Origin of the sequence: Acinetobacter sp. ANC 5378, assembly GCF_013004315.1 — a bacterium.
Lineage (GTDB): Bacteria > Pseudomonadota > Gammaproteobacteria > Pseudomonadales > Moraxellaceae > Acinetobacter.
In genome coordinates, this window is the sequence record NZ_JABERK010000052.1 from 17,567 (window position 1) to 34,228 (window position 16,662).

General features: G+C 42.3%; 14 protein-coding genes and 1 pseudogene. 5 read left to right on the forward strand and 10 right to left on the reverse strand.

Features of this window, described 5'->3' with window-relative positions; genetic code table 11:
• Positions 1-9: 9 nt before the first annotated feature.
• Both HLH16_RS11300 and HLH16_RS11305 read left to right on the forward strand, forming a co-directional pair.
• Positions 10-603 carry an LOG family protein gene (locus tag HLH16_RS11300; protein ID WP_171529412.1) on the forward strand — a complete coding sequence of 198 codons (594 nt, stop codon included), beginning with the start codon at positions 10-12 and terminating at the stop codon, positions 601-603.
• A 2-nt stretch (positions 604-605) separates the two neighbouring features.
• On the forward strand, positions 606-1,013 hold the full coding sequence (locus tag HLH16_RS11305; RefSeq protein WP_171529413.1) for an NUDIX hydrolase: 408 nt from the start codon (positions 606-608) through the stop codon (positions 1,011-1,013).
• Positions 1,014-1,136: 123 nt separating this feature from the next.
• Here HLH16_RS11305 and HLH16_RS11310 read toward each other — a convergent pair whose 3' ends face one another.
• Positions 1,137-1,769: a ComF family protein gene (locus HLH16_RS11310; RefSeq protein ID WP_171529414.1), complete on the reverse strand. Its 633-nt coding sequence runs from the start codon at positions 1,767-1,769 to the stop codon at positions 1,137-1,139.
• A 151-nt stretch (positions 1,770-1,920) separates the two neighbouring features.
• Positions 1,921-3,966, reverse strand: coding sequence for an ATP-dependent DNA helicase RecG (gene recG, locus HLH16_RS11315; RefSeq protein WP_171529415.1), 2,046 nt, complete (start codon positions 3,964-3,966; stop codon positions 1,921-1,923).
• A gap of 35 nt (positions 3,967-4,001) precedes the next feature.
• Here recG and HLH16_RS11320 point away from each other — a divergent pair, with 35 nt between their 5' ends.
• Positions 4,002-4,802, forward strand: a complete 801-nt coding sequence (locus HLH16_RS11320) for an NAD-dependent epimerase/dehydratase family protein (RefSeq protein WP_171529416.1) — start codon at positions 4,002-4,004, stop codon at positions 4,800-4,802.
• A 336-nt stretch (positions 4,803-5,138) separates the two neighbouring features.
• Here the strand turns inward: HLH16_RS11320 and plsB are convergent, their stop codons facing one another.
• The gene (gene plsB, locus HLH16_RS11325; RefSeq protein WP_171529417.1) at positions 5,139-7,715 is read right to left on the reverse strand and encodes a glycerol-3-phosphate 1-O-acyltransferase PlsB; all 2,577 of its coding nucleotides are present in this window, start codon (positions 7,713-7,715) and stop codon (positions 5,139-5,141) included.
• 293 nt (positions 7,716-8,008) lie between these two features.
• Here plsB and HLH16_RS11330 point away from each other — a divergent pair, with 293 nt between their 5' ends.
• The gene (locus tag HLH16_RS11330) at positions 8,009-8,881 is read left to right on the forward strand and encodes an acyl-CoA thioesterase (protein ID WP_171529418.1); all 873 of its coding nucleotides are present in this window, start codon (positions 8,009-8,011) and stop codon (positions 8,879-8,881) included.
• 376 nt (positions 8,882-9,257) lie between these two features.
• Positions 9,258-10,499, forward strand: coding sequence for a dicarboxylate/amino acid:cation symporter (locus HLH16_RS11335; protein ID WP_171529419.1), 1,242 nt, complete (start codon positions 9,258-9,260; stop codon positions 10,497-10,499).
• Here HLH16_RS11335 and HLH16_RS11340 read toward each other — a convergent pair.
• From HLH16_RS11340 to HLH16_RS11365, 7 genes and pseudogenes are all read right to left on the reverse strand, one after another.
• Positions 10,496-10,915, reverse strand: coding sequence for a VOC family protein (locus HLH16_RS11340; RefSeq protein ID WP_171529420.1), 420 nt, complete (start codon positions 10,913-10,915; stop codon positions 10,496-10,498). The genes HLH16_RS11335 and HLH16_RS11340 overlap by 4 nt on opposite strands.
• Positions 10,916-11,009: 94 nt before the next feature.
• Positions 11,010-11,168 (reverse strand): annotated as a pseudogene (locus HLH16_RS15790) (metal-dependent hydrolase); the annotation flags it as partial.
• Positions 11,169-11,304: 136 nt separating this feature from the next.
• Positions 11,305-12,165 carry a ribosome biogenesis GTP-binding protein YihA/YsxC gene (gene yihA / locus HLH16_RS11345; RefSeq protein ID WP_171529421.1) on the reverse strand — a complete coding sequence of 287 codons (861 nt, stop codon included), beginning with the start codon at positions 12,163-12,165 and terminating at the stop codon, positions 11,305-11,307.
• Between the two features lie 101 nt (positions 12,166-12,266).
• The gene (locus HLH16_RS11350) at positions 12,267-12,710 is read right to left on the reverse strand and encodes an RrF2 family transcriptional regulator (protein WP_171529422.1); all 444 of its coding nucleotides are present in this window, start codon (positions 12,708-12,710) and stop codon (positions 12,267-12,269) included.
• Positions 12,711-12,809: 99 nt separating this feature from the next.
• Positions 12,810-13,574 carry a globin domain-containing protein gene (locus HLH16_RS11355; RefSeq protein WP_171529423.1) on the reverse strand — a complete coding sequence of 255 codons (765 nt, stop codon included), beginning with the start codon at positions 13,572-13,574 and terminating at the stop codon, positions 12,810-12,812.
• A 150-nt stretch (positions 13,575-13,724) separates the two neighbouring features.
• A complete protein-coding gene (locus HLH16_RS11360) occupies positions 13,725-15,308 on the reverse strand; it encodes a helicase HerA-like domain-containing protein (protein ID WP_171529424.1) in 1,584 nt (527 codons plus the stop codon).
• Positions 15,309-15,341: 33 nt separating this feature from the next.
• Entirely contained in the window at positions 15,342-16,544 is a 1,203-nt protein-coding gene (locus tag HLH16_RS11365; RefSeq protein ID WP_171529425.1) for a PLP-dependent transferase, read from the reverse strand.
• Positions 16,545-16,662: the final 118 nt, after the last annotated feature.

Genomic DNA, 16,662 nt, shown 5'->3' on the forward strand with positions numbered 1-16,662 from the left:
GGTGAAAAAATGACGAAATCAATCGCAATTTTTTGTGGTTCAGCTGTGGGGACTGATTCCATTTTCTTGGACACTGCACAGAAAATGGGTCAAACAATTGCGCGGCAAGGCAAAACACTGGTGTATGGTGGTGGTCGTTCAGGTTTGATGGGCATTGTTGCGGATAGTGCCTTACAGGCAGGCGGTAAAGTCATAGGTGTGATTCCAAATGCATTGGTCGACCGCGAGCTTGCGCATCCACATTTAACGGAATTGCATGTGGTTGCGAATATGCATGAACGCAAGTCCAAGATGTCGGAACTTTCTGATGCTTTTATTGCTTTACCGGGTGGTGCAGGAACTTTGGAAGAAATTTTTGAGCAGTGGACTTGGGCACAATTGGGTATCCATTTAAAGCCATGTGCATTTTTAAATGTGGCAGGTTTTTATGATGATTTGCTGAAATTTATCCATCTGACCACAGTGAAAGGTTTTACTCATCCACGTTTTTCTGACAGCATGATTGCCTCAGATTCTATCGAAGATATTTTACAGCAATTTGATGCTTTCCAGGCGCCTCAACCGAAATGGGGCATGGTTGATCAGCAAGAGTTGGTGGTATAAAAATGAAAGTGATTACCGTTGCTGCTGCAATTATTTTAAATGATCAACAGCAACTTTTAGTGGTGCGTAAACGTCATACCTCATGTTTTATGCAAGTGGGTGGGAAACTGGAACCGAATGAACCCCCTGAACAAACCATGCTGCGTGAAATTCAGGAAGAAATTGGTTGTCAGGCATCAATTGAGCAATTTGTTGGTCGCTTTGAAACAGCCACAGCCAATGAGCCAGATCATTTATTGGTGAGCTATGTTTATGTAGTAAGTTTGGATCATGCGCCGAAAATTGATGCAGAAATTGCAGAAATGAAGTGGGTCGATTTGGATGATCAGCAAACTAAACTTGCATCCTTAACCACTGAAATTGTGATGCCGTGGGTGAAGCAATTTTTAATTGAAAGCTCTGTCATCTAATTTGCTAAAGAATGAAAATGACTCATTCTCTTGCGCCATATATGGCTCAGGGAGGTGAGGAATGTATTTCGCAAGGAGATGAGGGAAATCAGTATCCTTTATTTCCTAAAAGCAGAGCAGCCTTTAAATCTCTGCACTCGCGACACATGCAGCATAAATTTTCTGGCAATCGAGTTCCTCAAGCTTTTGTTTTAAAGCATAGATGGAACTGCCTGTCGTCAGTACATCATCTAAAATAAGTACACGGCGATAACGAAGTTTGGATGTGGTATTGATCTGAAATTGTTGTTCAATATTTTCAATACGTTCTAAGCGGTTTAAGCCTTTTTGTGAATGCTGTTGTAAGCGGGTGACGGGTTGCCATACGGGAATATTCAGTGCTTTGGCCATGATTTTAGCCAGTACCAAAGACTGGTTGTAACCACGTTCCACCAGCCGTTCATTTGATATCGGCATCGGCACAATCGCTTGGATTTTGGGTGGGCGAAGTTCCAGTAAGGTGCTTGCAAGCAAATTTTGAAAATGCAGCTGTTGCTCGTATTTAAATTTTTGAATAATACGATCAATCGGGTAGTCATAATGACAAGCCACTTGAATATCTATTTCCTGTCGCTGAACCGTACTTTTAGACCATGGCAATTGTTGCCAGCAATCTTCACAGAGTGAATGGTGTTGCTGTCGGTCGATTCCACAAAGTACGCAAGGCGAAATGCTCTGGATTGCTTTGTGGAGCAATGGATTAATGAATTGGAGCATGTTTTTATTCTTCTTTTATTTGGCGTTAATTTTGCACAGTTTGTATTTGGTTTCAACAACGGCAGTATCCATACCGCCCACGCAATCATAACTACCTGACGAAGCATGTTATTTTATATTCGTTATCAAATATATTTTTTGAAATGATTTTCTACACATAAGCGTATCGTGGTGCTTCAGGCAACCAGCGTTTTAATAAGGCATTGGCATTTTTTGGATAATCTTTGAGAATCTGCTGCGCCACATAATGTGCCTGATTCAGTAGATGATCGTCTCGTTCTAACTTGGCAACCCGAAAACCCATATCGCCAGTTTGTTTGGTGCCAAGCAGTTCGCCCGGACCGCGAATTTCCAGGTCTTTTTCTGCAATCACAAAACCATCATTACTTTCACGCAAAATGCGTAAGCGTTCCTGCCCATTTTGCGACAGCGGGCTTTTATAGAGTAGGGCACAGAAACTGGCGGTTGCGCCACGTCCAACCCGTCCACGCAACTGATGTAATTGTGAAAGTCCTAAGCGTTCAGCATTTTCAATCACCATAATCGAGGCATTCGGAACATCAACCCCAACTTCAATTACAGTGGTAGCAATCAGCAGTTGCAGCTGATTATCTTTAAATTGTTGCATCACTGACTGTTTTTCATCGGCTTTCATTTTGCCGTGTACCAAGCCAATATTCAGATGGGGAAAGCGTTCTTTAATTTCCTGATAAGTCGCTTCTGCCGCTTGGGCATCCAGAGTTTCAGACTGTTCTACTAGCGTACAAACCCAATAAGCTTGTTTACCTTCAGCACAATTGGTGGCAATTCGGGTCAACACTTCTTCACGACGGTCTAAAGGAATGGTCACGGTTTGAATTGGGGTACGACCCGGAGGAAGTTCATCAATCACCGAAGTATCCAAATCCCCATAAGCCGACATCGCCAGTGTGCGGGGAATCGGAGTCGCGGTCATCACCAGTTGATGTGGTGTCATGCCATTTAAGCCTTTATTGCGTAAAGCCAAACGCTGATCCACCCCAAAGCGATGTTGTTCATCAATAATCACCAAACCGAGTTTGGCAAATTCAACATTTTCCTGAAACAGGGCATGGGTACCGACCACTAAATTGGCAGTGCCTTGTTTAATGCCTTGTTCTGCTGCTGCGCGTGCTTTACCTTTTTGTTTGCCTGAAAGCCAGGACACGGTTAAACCCAAGGGTTCAAACCATTTTTTAAAATTTAAATAATGCTGTTCAGCCAAAATTTCAGTCGGTGCCATCAGTGCCACTTGCCAGCCTTCTTCTAAGGCATGACAGGCTGCAACGCCTGCAACCAAAGTTTTACCTGCACCGACATCCCCCTGAACCAAACGCAGCATCGGCTTGTTTTGTTTTAAATCCTGCACAATTTCTTTGGACACCCGTTTTTGCGCATTGGTCAGATTAAAGGGCAGACCAGCTAATAGCTGTTTGGCAAAATTTTTACTCGGTGAAAAAGAAGGGGCTTCAATTTGCTGAATATAAGCACGACGTGAAAGCAAACTAATCTGATGTGCGACTAGTTCTTCAAAGATTAAGCGCTGCTGAGCCGGATGAGAGCCTTGTGCCAGTTGCAACATGTTGGCATTCAATGGTGGCTCATGAATATATTCCAGTGCCTGTTTCAGCGCATAACCATTGGTAAATTTTTCCGGCAATAATTCAGGTAGGTCATCACTGTGCTGTTTCAGTGCCTGTTTGACATAGTCACGGATTTTGGCTTGGGTTAAACCCTCAGTAGCCGGATAAATCGCAGTCAGTTCAGTTTTAGGTAAGGGGGTATGTTCGGTGATCAATTGAATTTCAGGATGATACATTTCCAAACCACGCGCACCGACACGTACTTCACCAAAGATGCGCAGTTGATTGCCCAGTTTGGCCCGATCAGTCAGGGCTTTATAGACATGGTAAAAACGCAAGGTGACTTTACCAAAATCATCCTCTAAGAGTACCGCCATCGATTTGCGCTTACCTAGTGGAAAATCCACACCTTTGACCACGCCTTCTAGCAAATAGCTGCGCCCCACGTTCAATTGGTTCATGGGGATGATCGTGCTACGATCTTCATAATCACGTGGCAGATGAAACAGTAGATCATCTGTGGTGAAAATATTCAGTTTTTCCAGTAAAGCAGCAGAGGCGTTTCCAACCCCTTGCAATTGATGGACTGCAGCCATTTACCCTCAACTTAGGTTATATAATCAGGTGTTTAATGCATATATTATTTATTGGTTATGGTAAAACATCTCGGCGCGTTGCTAAACAATTATTTGAGCAAGGCCACCAAATTACCACAATTAGCCGAAGTCCGAAAACGGATGAATTTGCGACTCATCTGATTCAGGATGTCCATCAACTGGATTTAGCCCCTGTTCCTGCGATTGATTGGGTATATGTATTGCTGTCACCTTCGCAAAGTACAGTGGAAGCCTATCAACAGACCTATATCGATTCTGTTGCTCCCATTGTAGCAGCGTTAAAACAGCATCCGATTCAAAATGTTGTGGTGGTTTCCTCTACGCGAGTCTATGGTGAAAATAAGGGTGAACGAATTGATGATGATTCAATCATGCAGCCTAGTGATGAACAGGGCCGATTACTATTAAAGATGGAGCAGCTCTACCAACAAGCATTCGCTGAGCACTGTGTAGTGATTCGTCCTACGGGGATTTATGGTACGTCTGTGGCAAGGATGATCAAGCTTGCTGAAGCGACTCAAAGCTATCCTCAGATTCACTGGTCAAACCGGATTCATATCGATGATCTGATCCGATTCCTTGCACAATTGATTCACGTGGAACATCCAGAAAAATCGTATATTGTTAGCAATAATCAGCCGATCCCTTTGCATGAAATCATTCAATGGTTTCAACGGCAGCTGCATTTACCTGAACTGGTTTTGGAAAGTCGAAAGGAGACAGGGAAGAGGATATTTGCAAAGCGGATGGTTGAAACAGGATTTGAATTGGAGCATGAAGATTGTTTTGGGGATTATGAAAAATTATTGAAATAGTTACAAAAGACATAAGACAATGAGTCTTATGTCTTAATGAAATTAACGTCCTCCAGGACGACGATCAGCTGCACGATCACCACAAGAAGATCCATCTTTTGCAGATTGCCAACTGTTGTCACAGCTTCCTGCAAATGTAGTCATTGGTAAAGATAATGTAAGAGCTATTAGTAAATATTTCATTATTAATCTTGATGTTAGAAAAAATAAATTATAGGAATAAAGTAGAGGTAATACCATTAACATTAAATCTTATTGATTTTATTAAATTATTTTTATTTTATGATAATCAGCCTGCTTAAAAGCAGGCTGATTTTTGGAGTAACTCAGAAAATATCATTTCTTCTTACGTTTCAAACGACGTTTCGCTTGTTGAGCAGCAACTGCATCCAAAGCTTCTTTCAACTCTTCATCGCTAAAAGTGGTAATGTGCTGAAGCATTTGTAAAGTCACATCATCCAAAACGAGGTTGGCGTACTGCGCAACGTTCTGGAAGTTCTCATCAAACACAATAGCGTTGTCTTCATTGTTACGAATATAGCCTTGTTGAGTCAGCACTTTAATAAAGCTTTGAAATAAGGCTTTATCAAAGAATTCAGGTGAATTGAACTCATACAGAACAGACAAACGTTGACCAACCAAATGACTGAGTTCTTCCACCTGACGGGTCGAAATATTACCTGAACCGCGCTGAGTGATCAGGGCCAAAGTCATGTAATAACGCTCAAGACTTTGCATCACAGGAGCGGCTAGAACAACAAGTTGGTTATGATCTTCCGAGTTTGGTGCAGGAGATTCCAGGTTGCCTTCCGCATCTTCAGAAATCAATTTTGCTTTGATTAATGCTTCGACGTAAGCACAGATTTGATCTTTCAGCTCCTCATCTTGCCATTTTAAGAACAATTCAGCTTTCAAGAATGGATAAAGCGTGCGAATCACATTGATCAAATCGCCGCGACGAATCGAACCGTTATGTTCAACCAAAGCAGCAATTAAAGACGGCAATACAAAGGCATGTAGAATGTTATTGCGGAAGTAAGTCAGCAATACCGCTTGATTGTCTTCAATCGCAATAATATCGCCCAACACGTGTTTGATACGTTTAATCAGCTTCAGTTTTAAACCGTAGGCAATAATTTCTTTGCCTGAAAGCGGTGTGACTTGTGTGCGTGCATCATAAGGTAAGGCAGCGACCAGATTACGGTATGCATCGAGCTGTTTGATGCAGATCTCTTCATCTAAAGTATGTTTTGGTGTTGCTAGTAGAATCAGAGAAAGCAGTGAAACAGGGTTAATTACTACCGCACGGTTAATATTTTCTAAAATCGCATGAGCAGAACTGTTGACTGCATCCGACACTTCCGACGGAATAGGATCATCATTCTTTTCAATCTTGATTTTATCTGCATCGTGTTTTTTTAGCATGTCATCTAAAAACACAGGTTCGCCGAAGTTCACATGCACTTTACCGAAAATACGCTCGATTTTACGCAAGGTTTTTAAAATGCCCACAATCGATTCAGACTCTTTCGGCTTGCCTTGCATTTCACCGACATAGGTTGAACCTTCCATCAGACGTTCATAACCAATATACGTCGGCAAAAATACGATTGGTTTTGATCGACCGCGTAAATGACTATGTACCGTCATTGCGAGCATGCCGGTTTTCGGTGGCAACAAACGCCCTGTACGTGAACGACCACCTTCAATAAAGTATTCAAGAGGCGTGTTACGCGACAAAATGTTGTACAGGTATTCTTTGAATACCGTGGTATACAAACCATTACCACGGAAAGTACGGCGAATAAAGAATGCACCGCCACCACGGAGTAATTGCCCCACGAACGGCATATTTAGGTTATCACCCGCAGCAATGTACGGCACCATCATGCCACGCTTGTAAATCACATAGGACAGCAATAAGTAGTCGATGTGACTGCGATGACATGGGGTATAGATAATTTCGTAGTCTTTGGCAAGTTCACGCACGGTGCTGAAGTTATGCACTTCTACGCCGTCATACAGCTGCGTCCATAAACGGGTCAGCGCCATATCGGCAAAATGCACTGCAGAATGTGAATAATCAGAAACGATTTCGTTTAAATAACCAATCGCACGACGTTCAGATTCAATCATGCTGACTTTGCTGCGGATGCTTTCACGGCGAATGGCTTCTTGCACATCCGTAGATTTAATTAACGAATGCATCACATTACGACGGTCTGACAGGTCAGGGCCAAGCACAACTTCGCGCTGACCATCCAAGTAGTTATTCAGGGTATTTAGAATGTAAGTTGCTGGTGATAAGTTGGGATGGGTCTTTTTGGCAAAATCGACAAGGGTACGTAAGGATTGCCCTTGATGGAATTCCAAATAAGACTGACGACCATGCAAACCAATATTCACCAATTGTTTAACTGTACCCGGGGTTGCCCAAGTATCGGTAAACAGCAGCTTGAACCAGGAATCTTCTTTATCTGGCGAGCGTCCCCACAGCACAGTTACAGGAATCAGTTCGATATCCACTTCAGGATGATTTTCTAAAATATCAATTAAACGGAGTAAACGTGGCGGAAAAGCATGTGGCGGCGGATTGAGTAAATTATTTTCATTGTGATGCTGCAAGAACAACACCGATGCTTTTTCTTTCTGATTTCCGACCACTAACGGGTTTAGAGCGGGTGAAAGTTTGAGGCGTCGTGTTTCACCATCGACAATCAGTGCATTGCTACGCGAGTAATTTTGTAAAACATAGCAGACCATTTTTTGCTTAATCGGTTGATCTGTTTCTGCATTTGCTTCTGTAGTTGTCGGTTCAGTAGGAACCTCACCAAGAACATGTGGGGTTACCACGAGGTCAAGCAGCTTACTGGAAAGCTGACGATACATTTGACCAAAGCCACTCTTGGACATATACACTCCTACTTAAATGACCGAAACCACAGATTTTCTGAGGGGGGAAATTGTTTTGCATCATTGTAATTTAAAACAGTATGTCATTTTCTGACAAAATTCATATTGAGTGTTAAATTTTATCGTTAAAAATCGTATTTTTAGCAGATATGAGCTAAAAATAATGTGACACAGCAGTCAGCCTAACTCTAGGGTTTTAATCTGGATTTGTGGCAAAATAGCTGCAATAGCTTATCTGATTGATTTAATTTTTCGCCTACATTTCAGGTATCCCACATCAAAATAGGTCGCTTATGAATGCGTTAACCCAAGAATTGGTTGAATTACTTAGCCTTGAAAAAATTGAAGAAAATGTCTACCGGGGTATCAGCCGAAACTTGGTCGGAAAACGTGTCTTTGGTGGTCAGGTGTTGGGGCAGGCATTACGCGCGGCATCCTATACCACAGATCGTCCTGCACATTCATTGCATGCTTATTTCTTGTATGGCGGTGATGTCAATGCACCTATTCTGTATCAAGTGGATCGTTTGCGTGACGGGAAAAGCTTTGTCAGCCGCCAGGTTCGTGCCATTCAGCATGGGCGTACCATTTTTACTGCAATGATTTCTTTTGCTTATCCGGAAGAAGGTTTAAATTACCAAATTAGTGAACCTGAATATCCTGCTCCAGAACAGGTAAAATCAGAAGCTGAGCTGAAAAAAACGATCGTGGAGTTTGTGCCGGAAAATGTGCGTGCCAGCTTTATGCGCGATCGCCACATTGATATCCGTCCGATTGATCCAAGCAATCCATTTCAACCACAGCCTGAAGCGCCATCCTATGCGCACTATTTACGGACGCACGATCAAATTGCCCCAGAAATTGATGAGATTTCGTTACATCAGGCCATTGCCGCATTTTATTCAGACTTTACCTTAATGACCACGGCGCTTCGTCCGCATGGTTTAAGCTATTTATCGCCAAGTTTGCAATGTGCCAGTATTGACCATGCCATGTATTTCCATAAGCCATTCCGTGTGGATGAATGGATGCTATACGACATGGAGGCTACGGTGAGTGCAAGTTCACGTGGCTTGAACTTCGGTCGCATGTGGCAAAACGGGGAATTGGTGTGTAGTACCACCCAAGAAGGTTTAATTCGTATCCGTGAAATTGAAACCCAGTAAGCGATCAGTTGAAATGAAAAAGCCGGACATAGCGTCCGGCTTTTTAATGATTGTGGGTTAATGGCAGCGTGGAATGTCTTCCGATACATCTTTATGGCAGCCATGACTTGAATGGGCAAAAGTCTGCCCAATACTTAAAATTAGTGTAGTGATGAGGATTATTTTTTTCATAGGTAGACTCTTTTAATTATGGGTAGACTGGTTGTAATTCCAAAGCAGATTTTATGCCATTTATTCAGTAAGTCGTTCATGATTCAGACAAAGTGTAAATCATGCTTTTACCTATTTATGCTGAACTTGTGACAAAAAATTCCTCGATTCTAAAAATAGGGCATGGCATAGTGCCTGCAAGACTTAACAATAAAAGCATGCAGAGATGAGCTTAAATACCCAAATTTTGATTGCTGCGATTTTAGGCGTGGCTTTCGGTTTTATCCTGAATCTTTATCCCAATACCCCATTTTTTGATGCCAGTTTGTATGGTTTGGGAATTGCCAGCAGTATTTTTATTGGCTTGTTAAAGATGCTGTTAATTCCCCTGATTTTTAGTTCAATTGTCGTTGGGGTGTCCAACTTGCAATCAGGTGGGCAATTAGGCAAAGTCTGGAAAATTACTTTAGCCTGCTGCGTGACCACCACGACCTTGGCGTTAATTCTCGGAATCAGTTCTGCACATTTGTTTGATGTGGGCAAGGGCGTAGACATCGCCATGTTTCAGGATGCGATGAGTACCCATCAAACCCCGGATACCTTAACGCCAACTTCATTTTTGACCAATTTTATTCAAAATACCTTAATCAATCCTTTTAAAGCTTTTTCTGAAGGCAACGTCCTTGCTGTGGTTTTGTTTGCCTTATTTTTTGGGGTAGCTTTGGTACATGGTGGTGAGCGTTTTAAAACCGTACGTCAAGTCAGCCAGCAGTTTTTTGACATGATGATGTTCATGATCATCTGGGTGATGCGACTTGCTCCGATTGGTATTTTTGCCTTATTGGCAAAACTGATTTCAACGGAAGATATTTCTGTACTGAATCGTCTGGTGGAGTTTGCGGCTGTCGTGACAGGAACCACCATTTTCCACGGTGCTGTGGTTTTGCCACTATTACTGTGGATTTTCGGCAAGATGAATCCGCTGACCTTTTTTAAAGGGGCACGTAGCGCACTGATTACGGCTTTTGCCACCAGTTCCAGTTCTGCCACCATGCCACTTTCCATGAAATGTGCCCAAGAAAACTTGGGGGTACGTCCGGCAACAGCAGGTTTTGTGATTCCACTGGGAACGCAATTAAATATGGATGGAACGGCACTGTATGAGGCTGCCGCGGCTCTATTTATTGCCAACCTGATGGGGCTGGATTTAACTATTGGTCAGCAGCTGATTGTTTGCGTAACAGCAATGATCGCATCGCTCGGTGCACCGGGCATTCCAAGTGCCGGCATGGTGACCATGATTATGGTGTTGCAATCAGTCGGTCTGCCTGCCGAAGCCATTGCCATTTTATTGCCGATAGACCGTTTACTGGATACGGTGCGTACTGTAGTCAATGTGCAAGGTGATATGATGATTAGTGTGGTGGTGGACCGTCATACCCGTGATGAGAATAAAATTCCAACCTAATCATTTTCCCAGCATGGATTCCATACCACCTCCCATAAATGTCCATTGGGATCTTGAAAATAGCCAGCATATCCGCCGTAAAACGTGGCTTGTGCAGGTTTGATAATTTGAGCACCTGCACGTGCTGCTTGCGCCATAATTTGATCCACTTCTAGTGGACTATAGACGTTATGTCCTAATGTCATTTGGGTCGGGCACATTGGGGTCAGTTCCAGACCCGTATCATGCTGAATACTTTGCTGCGGCCATAAGGCGAGTTTTAAATCTGATTGCAGTTCTATAAAAGCGACTGCACCATATTCATAGTCTTGACCTAAAATACCTTGGTTATGTAAGCCTAAACCTTCACAATAAAACTTCAGTGACTGCTCTAAATCCTTGACGGCAAGCGTGATGACAGAAATATAGGGTTTCATCTTTTATCCTTATCTTTTTTTCTTATCTGGATTTATTGTAGTGCAAATAAAAGCAGGGCATAAAGCCCTACTGTTTGGAATTTGTGAGATTAATTCAAACGACTTTCAGGACTGCTCGTTTTGCGGCAGGGGAATTGTTCAAATACGCGATGGCATCTTCAGTTCTGGCTTCATGCACAGGATTTTACCAAGGCATTAAATAACCGAGTTGTTATGAAGCCAGCCCGAGCGGATTGGGCATTAAACGATTGTCTTTATCCTGTTCTTGTTTTGTCTGTAATCAAGAGCACATTAATTTAGAAGCAGTATAAAAAAATGTCCTCAATTGTAGTGAACAATAGAGGACATTCAAATATCAATAGATGATGAATTTTGTCAGACAGTCGATATTAATCAGCTTGTCTACTTTCATCGGTCACATCGTCGGCAATTTCAATCTCTGGCTCATCATCTTCATGCATAGATTCTACTGGCTCATCCAGATCATCGACATCCGCTTCTGGAATGCTATCCAAATCGAATTCAGTTGATTGTTCCAGGGTAAAGTTCAAACGACCTGCCATCACGCTGGCAAGTTCTTCCAAACCTTGTTTGTTCATCGATGAGAACAACTGAATTGAGAAATTAAGTTTCATTTTTCTCAATTGCTGTTGCACTTCTTGTAGCGCTTTTGATGCAGGGCCACGGTTCAATTTGTCTGATTTGGTCAATAACACGTGTACAAACAATTTACGTGAATAAGCCCATTCCAGCATCATCACGTCAAAGTGTTGCAGGGGATGGCGAATGTCCATCAACAACACCAAACCTTGTAGGCTTTGGCGATGAATCAAATAGTTTTCAAGTTCTTTTTGCCAAACCAGTTTCATTGCTTCAGGGACGGCTGCATAACCATAACCCGGTAAATCGACTAGGCGCTGATCCGGATTACCCAAGCTAAAGAAGTTGATCATTTGGGTACGACCCGGCTTTTTCGATGCACGAGCCAATTGTTTTTGATTGGTTAATGCATTGATGGCACTGGATTTACCCGCATTTGAACGGCCGGCAAAAGCAATCTCATAGCCTGTATCTTCTACACAAAGATTGAGCTTTGGCGCACTCATCAAGAATTCAGCTTTGCGTAACCAGTTGAGTGAACGCACAGAATATTCAGTAATGGCAGAATCAACTTTTTTCTCATAGCTGATCTTTTGCTTAGGCGCATTCGCGATCTTACTGTTTTTGGATTTTCCTCTGCTGTGGTGCATAACTCAACTTCAATAAATGATCTACAAAGAAACATTATAAAGGAAGTCGTCTAGGCAAGCGACCTTTGCATTTTGAAAGCGGTAAAACTTCGGCTGATGATTTAGAGATTAATCAGTGAAATGGGGGATGAGGTGGCGACTTTGCTAGAGCTACTTTGATCGAGCACATCGCCTAAACGATAGTGATCTAAAGATTGGTAGAACTGTTCAAGTGCTTGATCTAAAATGCCTTTAAGGCCACAGTTGCTGCGGAGTACGCAGGCTGGAGTATCGCATTCCACAATCTGGTTATTGCCTTGTAGAATACGGACAATGTAACCCAGATTTAAATTTAAAGTTTCTGCATTTAAGCGAATCCCACCGCCTTTTCCGCGTGTGGTAATGATCCAATCCTGTTTTCCCATGAAATGGACAATTTTAACCAAATGGTTTTGAGAGACATGCAAATCCTGTGCAATTTCTGCAATGGTATAAGGGGTGTCTCTGGGTCTGGAGATGTACATCAATAGACGCAAGGCATAATCAGTAAATTTATTGAGTTGCATGGAGTCTTTAAAGGCAGAGGAAAGGTATATATATAGCGTAGCTTGAAAGTCCCCCGAAAGGAACTTTCAATAACAAGAAATTAATGATTTATTAAGCATTTAGCCTTTAACTGGTGCAGAAACCTGAACCACATCACCTGCTTTGTAGTTTTCAAGCAAGATGTTGGCAACAGAATATTCTGTATGATTTACTTCAGGTTTTACATCAAAAACAAATTGATCTGCAGATTGGGCGTCAGCAAACGTAAATTGTTGTGGCTGTTGAATGTCATGTCCAGGCACTTGAACTTTAACTGAAATATAGCTTCCTGTTTCAGCACCAACAACAGGCTGAGCATCTTGTGCTTTTAAAGTAAAACGTTTACCAGCATCAGTTGCTTCAACTGCAGCAACTTCAAAGGCACGCCATCCAGCCCAACCGCCATTTTGTGCAGCCAGGTTTTCATATTTCTGTTTTTCTACCCCAGCTAAGATGCCTGCCAATTGCATATAAGCTTCTTTCCAAGCAGCAATCAGGTCAGATTCAAACGGTACATTTAACACTTCGCTAATTGAATGCAATAGGTTGTCACCCACAATGGCATATTGATCGGGTTGGATATCAAGGCTGACATGCTTAGTGGTAATGTGTTCGATTGCTTTCGCCAATACACTTGGATTTTCAATATGTTCTGCATAAGCCAATACAGCAGCAGCTAAGGCACGCGGCTGACGACCGCTAGTTTGGTGATCTAGGTTAAAGACATTTTTTAATTCTGGATTGTTATTCAGCATGCGGTTGTAAAAATAGCTGGTCAGTGCAACACCATTTTCACGAAGGACAGGGACAGTTGATTTAACAAGTTCAATATGTTGTGGAGTCATGGCTAGAACATCTGTATTGTGGCTATAAGATGTATTTAAAATACATCTTATAAAATTGGTTGTAAATACATCTTTTATAAAAACCCTAAAATAATTATGGGATATCTGAATATCCCATAATTTTAAAAATCTTGATAGGAATAAAAAGAGTTATTTTCTGCCGAAAAGAGAGCCGAGTAAGCCACGGACAATTTTCTGTCCAGTACTGCCACCTAGGCTGCGTGCCGCACTTTTCGCAAATGTCCCGACAATATCTTGGGTCATTTTCTCACGTTGTTTCGATGCACGTTCAGCTTCTTTCTGCTGCTCATGTGCAATACGTTCTTGTTCACGGGCTTGCTGCTTGGCAAATGCTTCCTGTTCTTTGGCTTGTTGTTTTGCTAGAGCCTCTTGTTCCTTGGCTTGCTGTTTCGCTGTTTCCTCGGCAACGGCTTGTTGCTGACGCTGGGCTACTTTTTGCTGCAACATTTCATAGGCACTTTCGCGGTCAATAGATTGCTCATAGACCCCTGCAACAATGCTTTGATTCATCAGTATTTTACGTTCATCTAAGCTAATCGGGCTAAATGAAGAGTAGGGCGGCATCACCCAGCCGCGTTCTACAATTTGTGGAATGCCTTTTTCATCCAGGCAGCTAATTAAAGCTTCACCTACACCCAGTTCGGTAATGGCTTGATCGACTTTAAATTCAGTGTTGGAACGGAAAGTATCTGCTGCGGTTTTTACCGCTTTTTGATCTTTTGGGGTGAAGGCACGTAAGGCATGTTGGACACGGTTACCGAGTTGTCCGAGTACGCTTTCAGGTAAATCCAATGGGTTTTGCGTAGCAAAATAAATCCCCACCCCTTTGGAACGAATCAAACGCACCACCTGTTCAATTTTTTCTTGTAGCGCTGCGCTGGCGTTATCAAACAATAAGTGCGCTTCATCAAAGAAGAACACCAGTTTGGGCTTATCCATATCGCCCACTTCAGGCAATTGTTCAAAGAGTTCCGATAACATCCAGAGTAAGAAGGTGGCGTACAGTTTAGGGGTGTTCATCAACTTATCGGCGGCCAGTAAGTTGATATTGCCCCGTCCTTGGCTGTCGGTCTGAATAAAATCCAGGATATTTAAACTGGGCTCACCAAAAAACTGATCACCACCTTGGTCTGCAAGTGCCAATAAATTACGTTGAATAGCTCCTAGACTCGCGGGGGGTAGGTTGCCATATTCCGCCTGAAATTCCGAGGCATGTTCCGACACATAGCTAATAATTGATTTTAAATCCTTAAAATCAATCAATAGTAATCCTTGATCATCTGCGATGCGAAACACTGCTGAAAGTACGCCTTCCTGAGTGTCATTCAGATTGAGCATTTGCGCTAATAATAGCGGTCCTATTTCTGATACCGTGGTACGAATCGGATGACCTTGTTCTCCAAATAAATCCCAAAACACCACTGGTGATGCGGCAAAAGGGATGGATTCAATATTTAAGATTTTTAGACGTTCATCAAATTTGGGATTGCTTGAGCCAGCTTTGGCTAGGCTTGAAACATCGCCTTTGGCATCGGCTAAAAATACAGGTACACCAATTCGGGAAAAATTTTCAGCCAGTACTTTTAAGGTGACTGTTTTACCTGTTCCAGTTGCACCTCCGATCAGTCCATGACGGTTGGCGAACTGTGAATGTAAAACAATCTCTTGTTGTGTATTTGAGGTTTTCTTGGCAATAACGATAGGTGTACCCATATGTGTTCCTATTTTATGTTTTTGTGTCTGAAGTTATTCGAGTTGTGGTGTATTCAATTGTTTTAACGCGTTTTCTATATCTTGTATTAAATCGCTTGGATGTTCTAGCCCTATACAAAAGCGAACCAATAAACCTTGTTGTAAATGTGTAGTTTCCAAAACACGCATATCTTTTAAGTTGTATAGCATGACTAGGCTAACCGGGCCACCCCAGCTAAAACCCAGCTTAAACAGTTGTAAGGCATCACAGAATTGACGAATATCTTCCAATCTATATTCAGGTTTAAAAATAACACTGACCAAGCCGGCGCTTTGACCTGTAGTACAAATCTCTTTCCAATAGTCATGTCCAGCAGATGATTGATCGGCAGGATGTAGTACCTGAACAAATTCTTTTTGTTGTTTTAGCCAATCGAGCAGTTTTAAAGTGCTTTGTGACTGATGTTGATAACGCAGTTGCATTGAAGCAAGGCTACGTTGAACTTGTGCAGCATCATCACCTGAAATGGAGATACCTTGAATGGCATGCATACGGAACAGTTTATGATGTAGATTCTGATCACGTGTCACCACCGAACCCATCAAGATATCGCCGCCACCACTTGGATATTTCGTCAGCGCATGCACGGTGAGATCGACACTTAAATGCTGGTTAGAAAAATCAAAGGCATTAAAGGCAAGTCCTGCACCCCAGGTATTATCCAGTGCAGTCAAGACCTTGGCTTGTTTGGCTTTATTGACGAGACCCACTAAGTTGGGGAATTCTAAAGTGACTGAGCCTGCAGCTTCTAACCAAATCAGTTTGGCTTTAGTTGTAGGTTGAAAACTATCCACATCTATTGCATTGTAAACCTTAACGGTAATGCCATAACGCGTTTCCAGATTGCGCAAATGTTCCATGTTTGGACCATAAATGTTGTCTGCAACCCAAACTTCATCTCCGTGTGCCAAAAAGCATGAATTAACCAGGTTGATCGCAGACAAACCACTTGGTGCTAGCAGGCAATATTCACCTCCTTCAATTTGAGCAATGTTGTCGCCTAAGGTGAAAGTTGTCGGTGTACCGTGGGTGCCATAACTATAGTCATAATCATCGGTCCAATGGCGATTAAACAGTGCATTGGTGTTTTCAAAAATAATGGTTGATGCACGAAACAGGGGAGGTTGAACCGTAGAAATGTATTGCGGGGCTTTTCGTGGTGCATGAATCAGTTCTGTTTGTGGATTTTTTTTCAAGGTTCTGCTCTAAGTCGTATCAAAATTAGCTTTAGCTTAAGAGAAACTCGCAGATTAGGCTATATAAATGCCTAAATGTATAGAAACGTTAATCTGCACATAAAGTTGGCTTCATTTT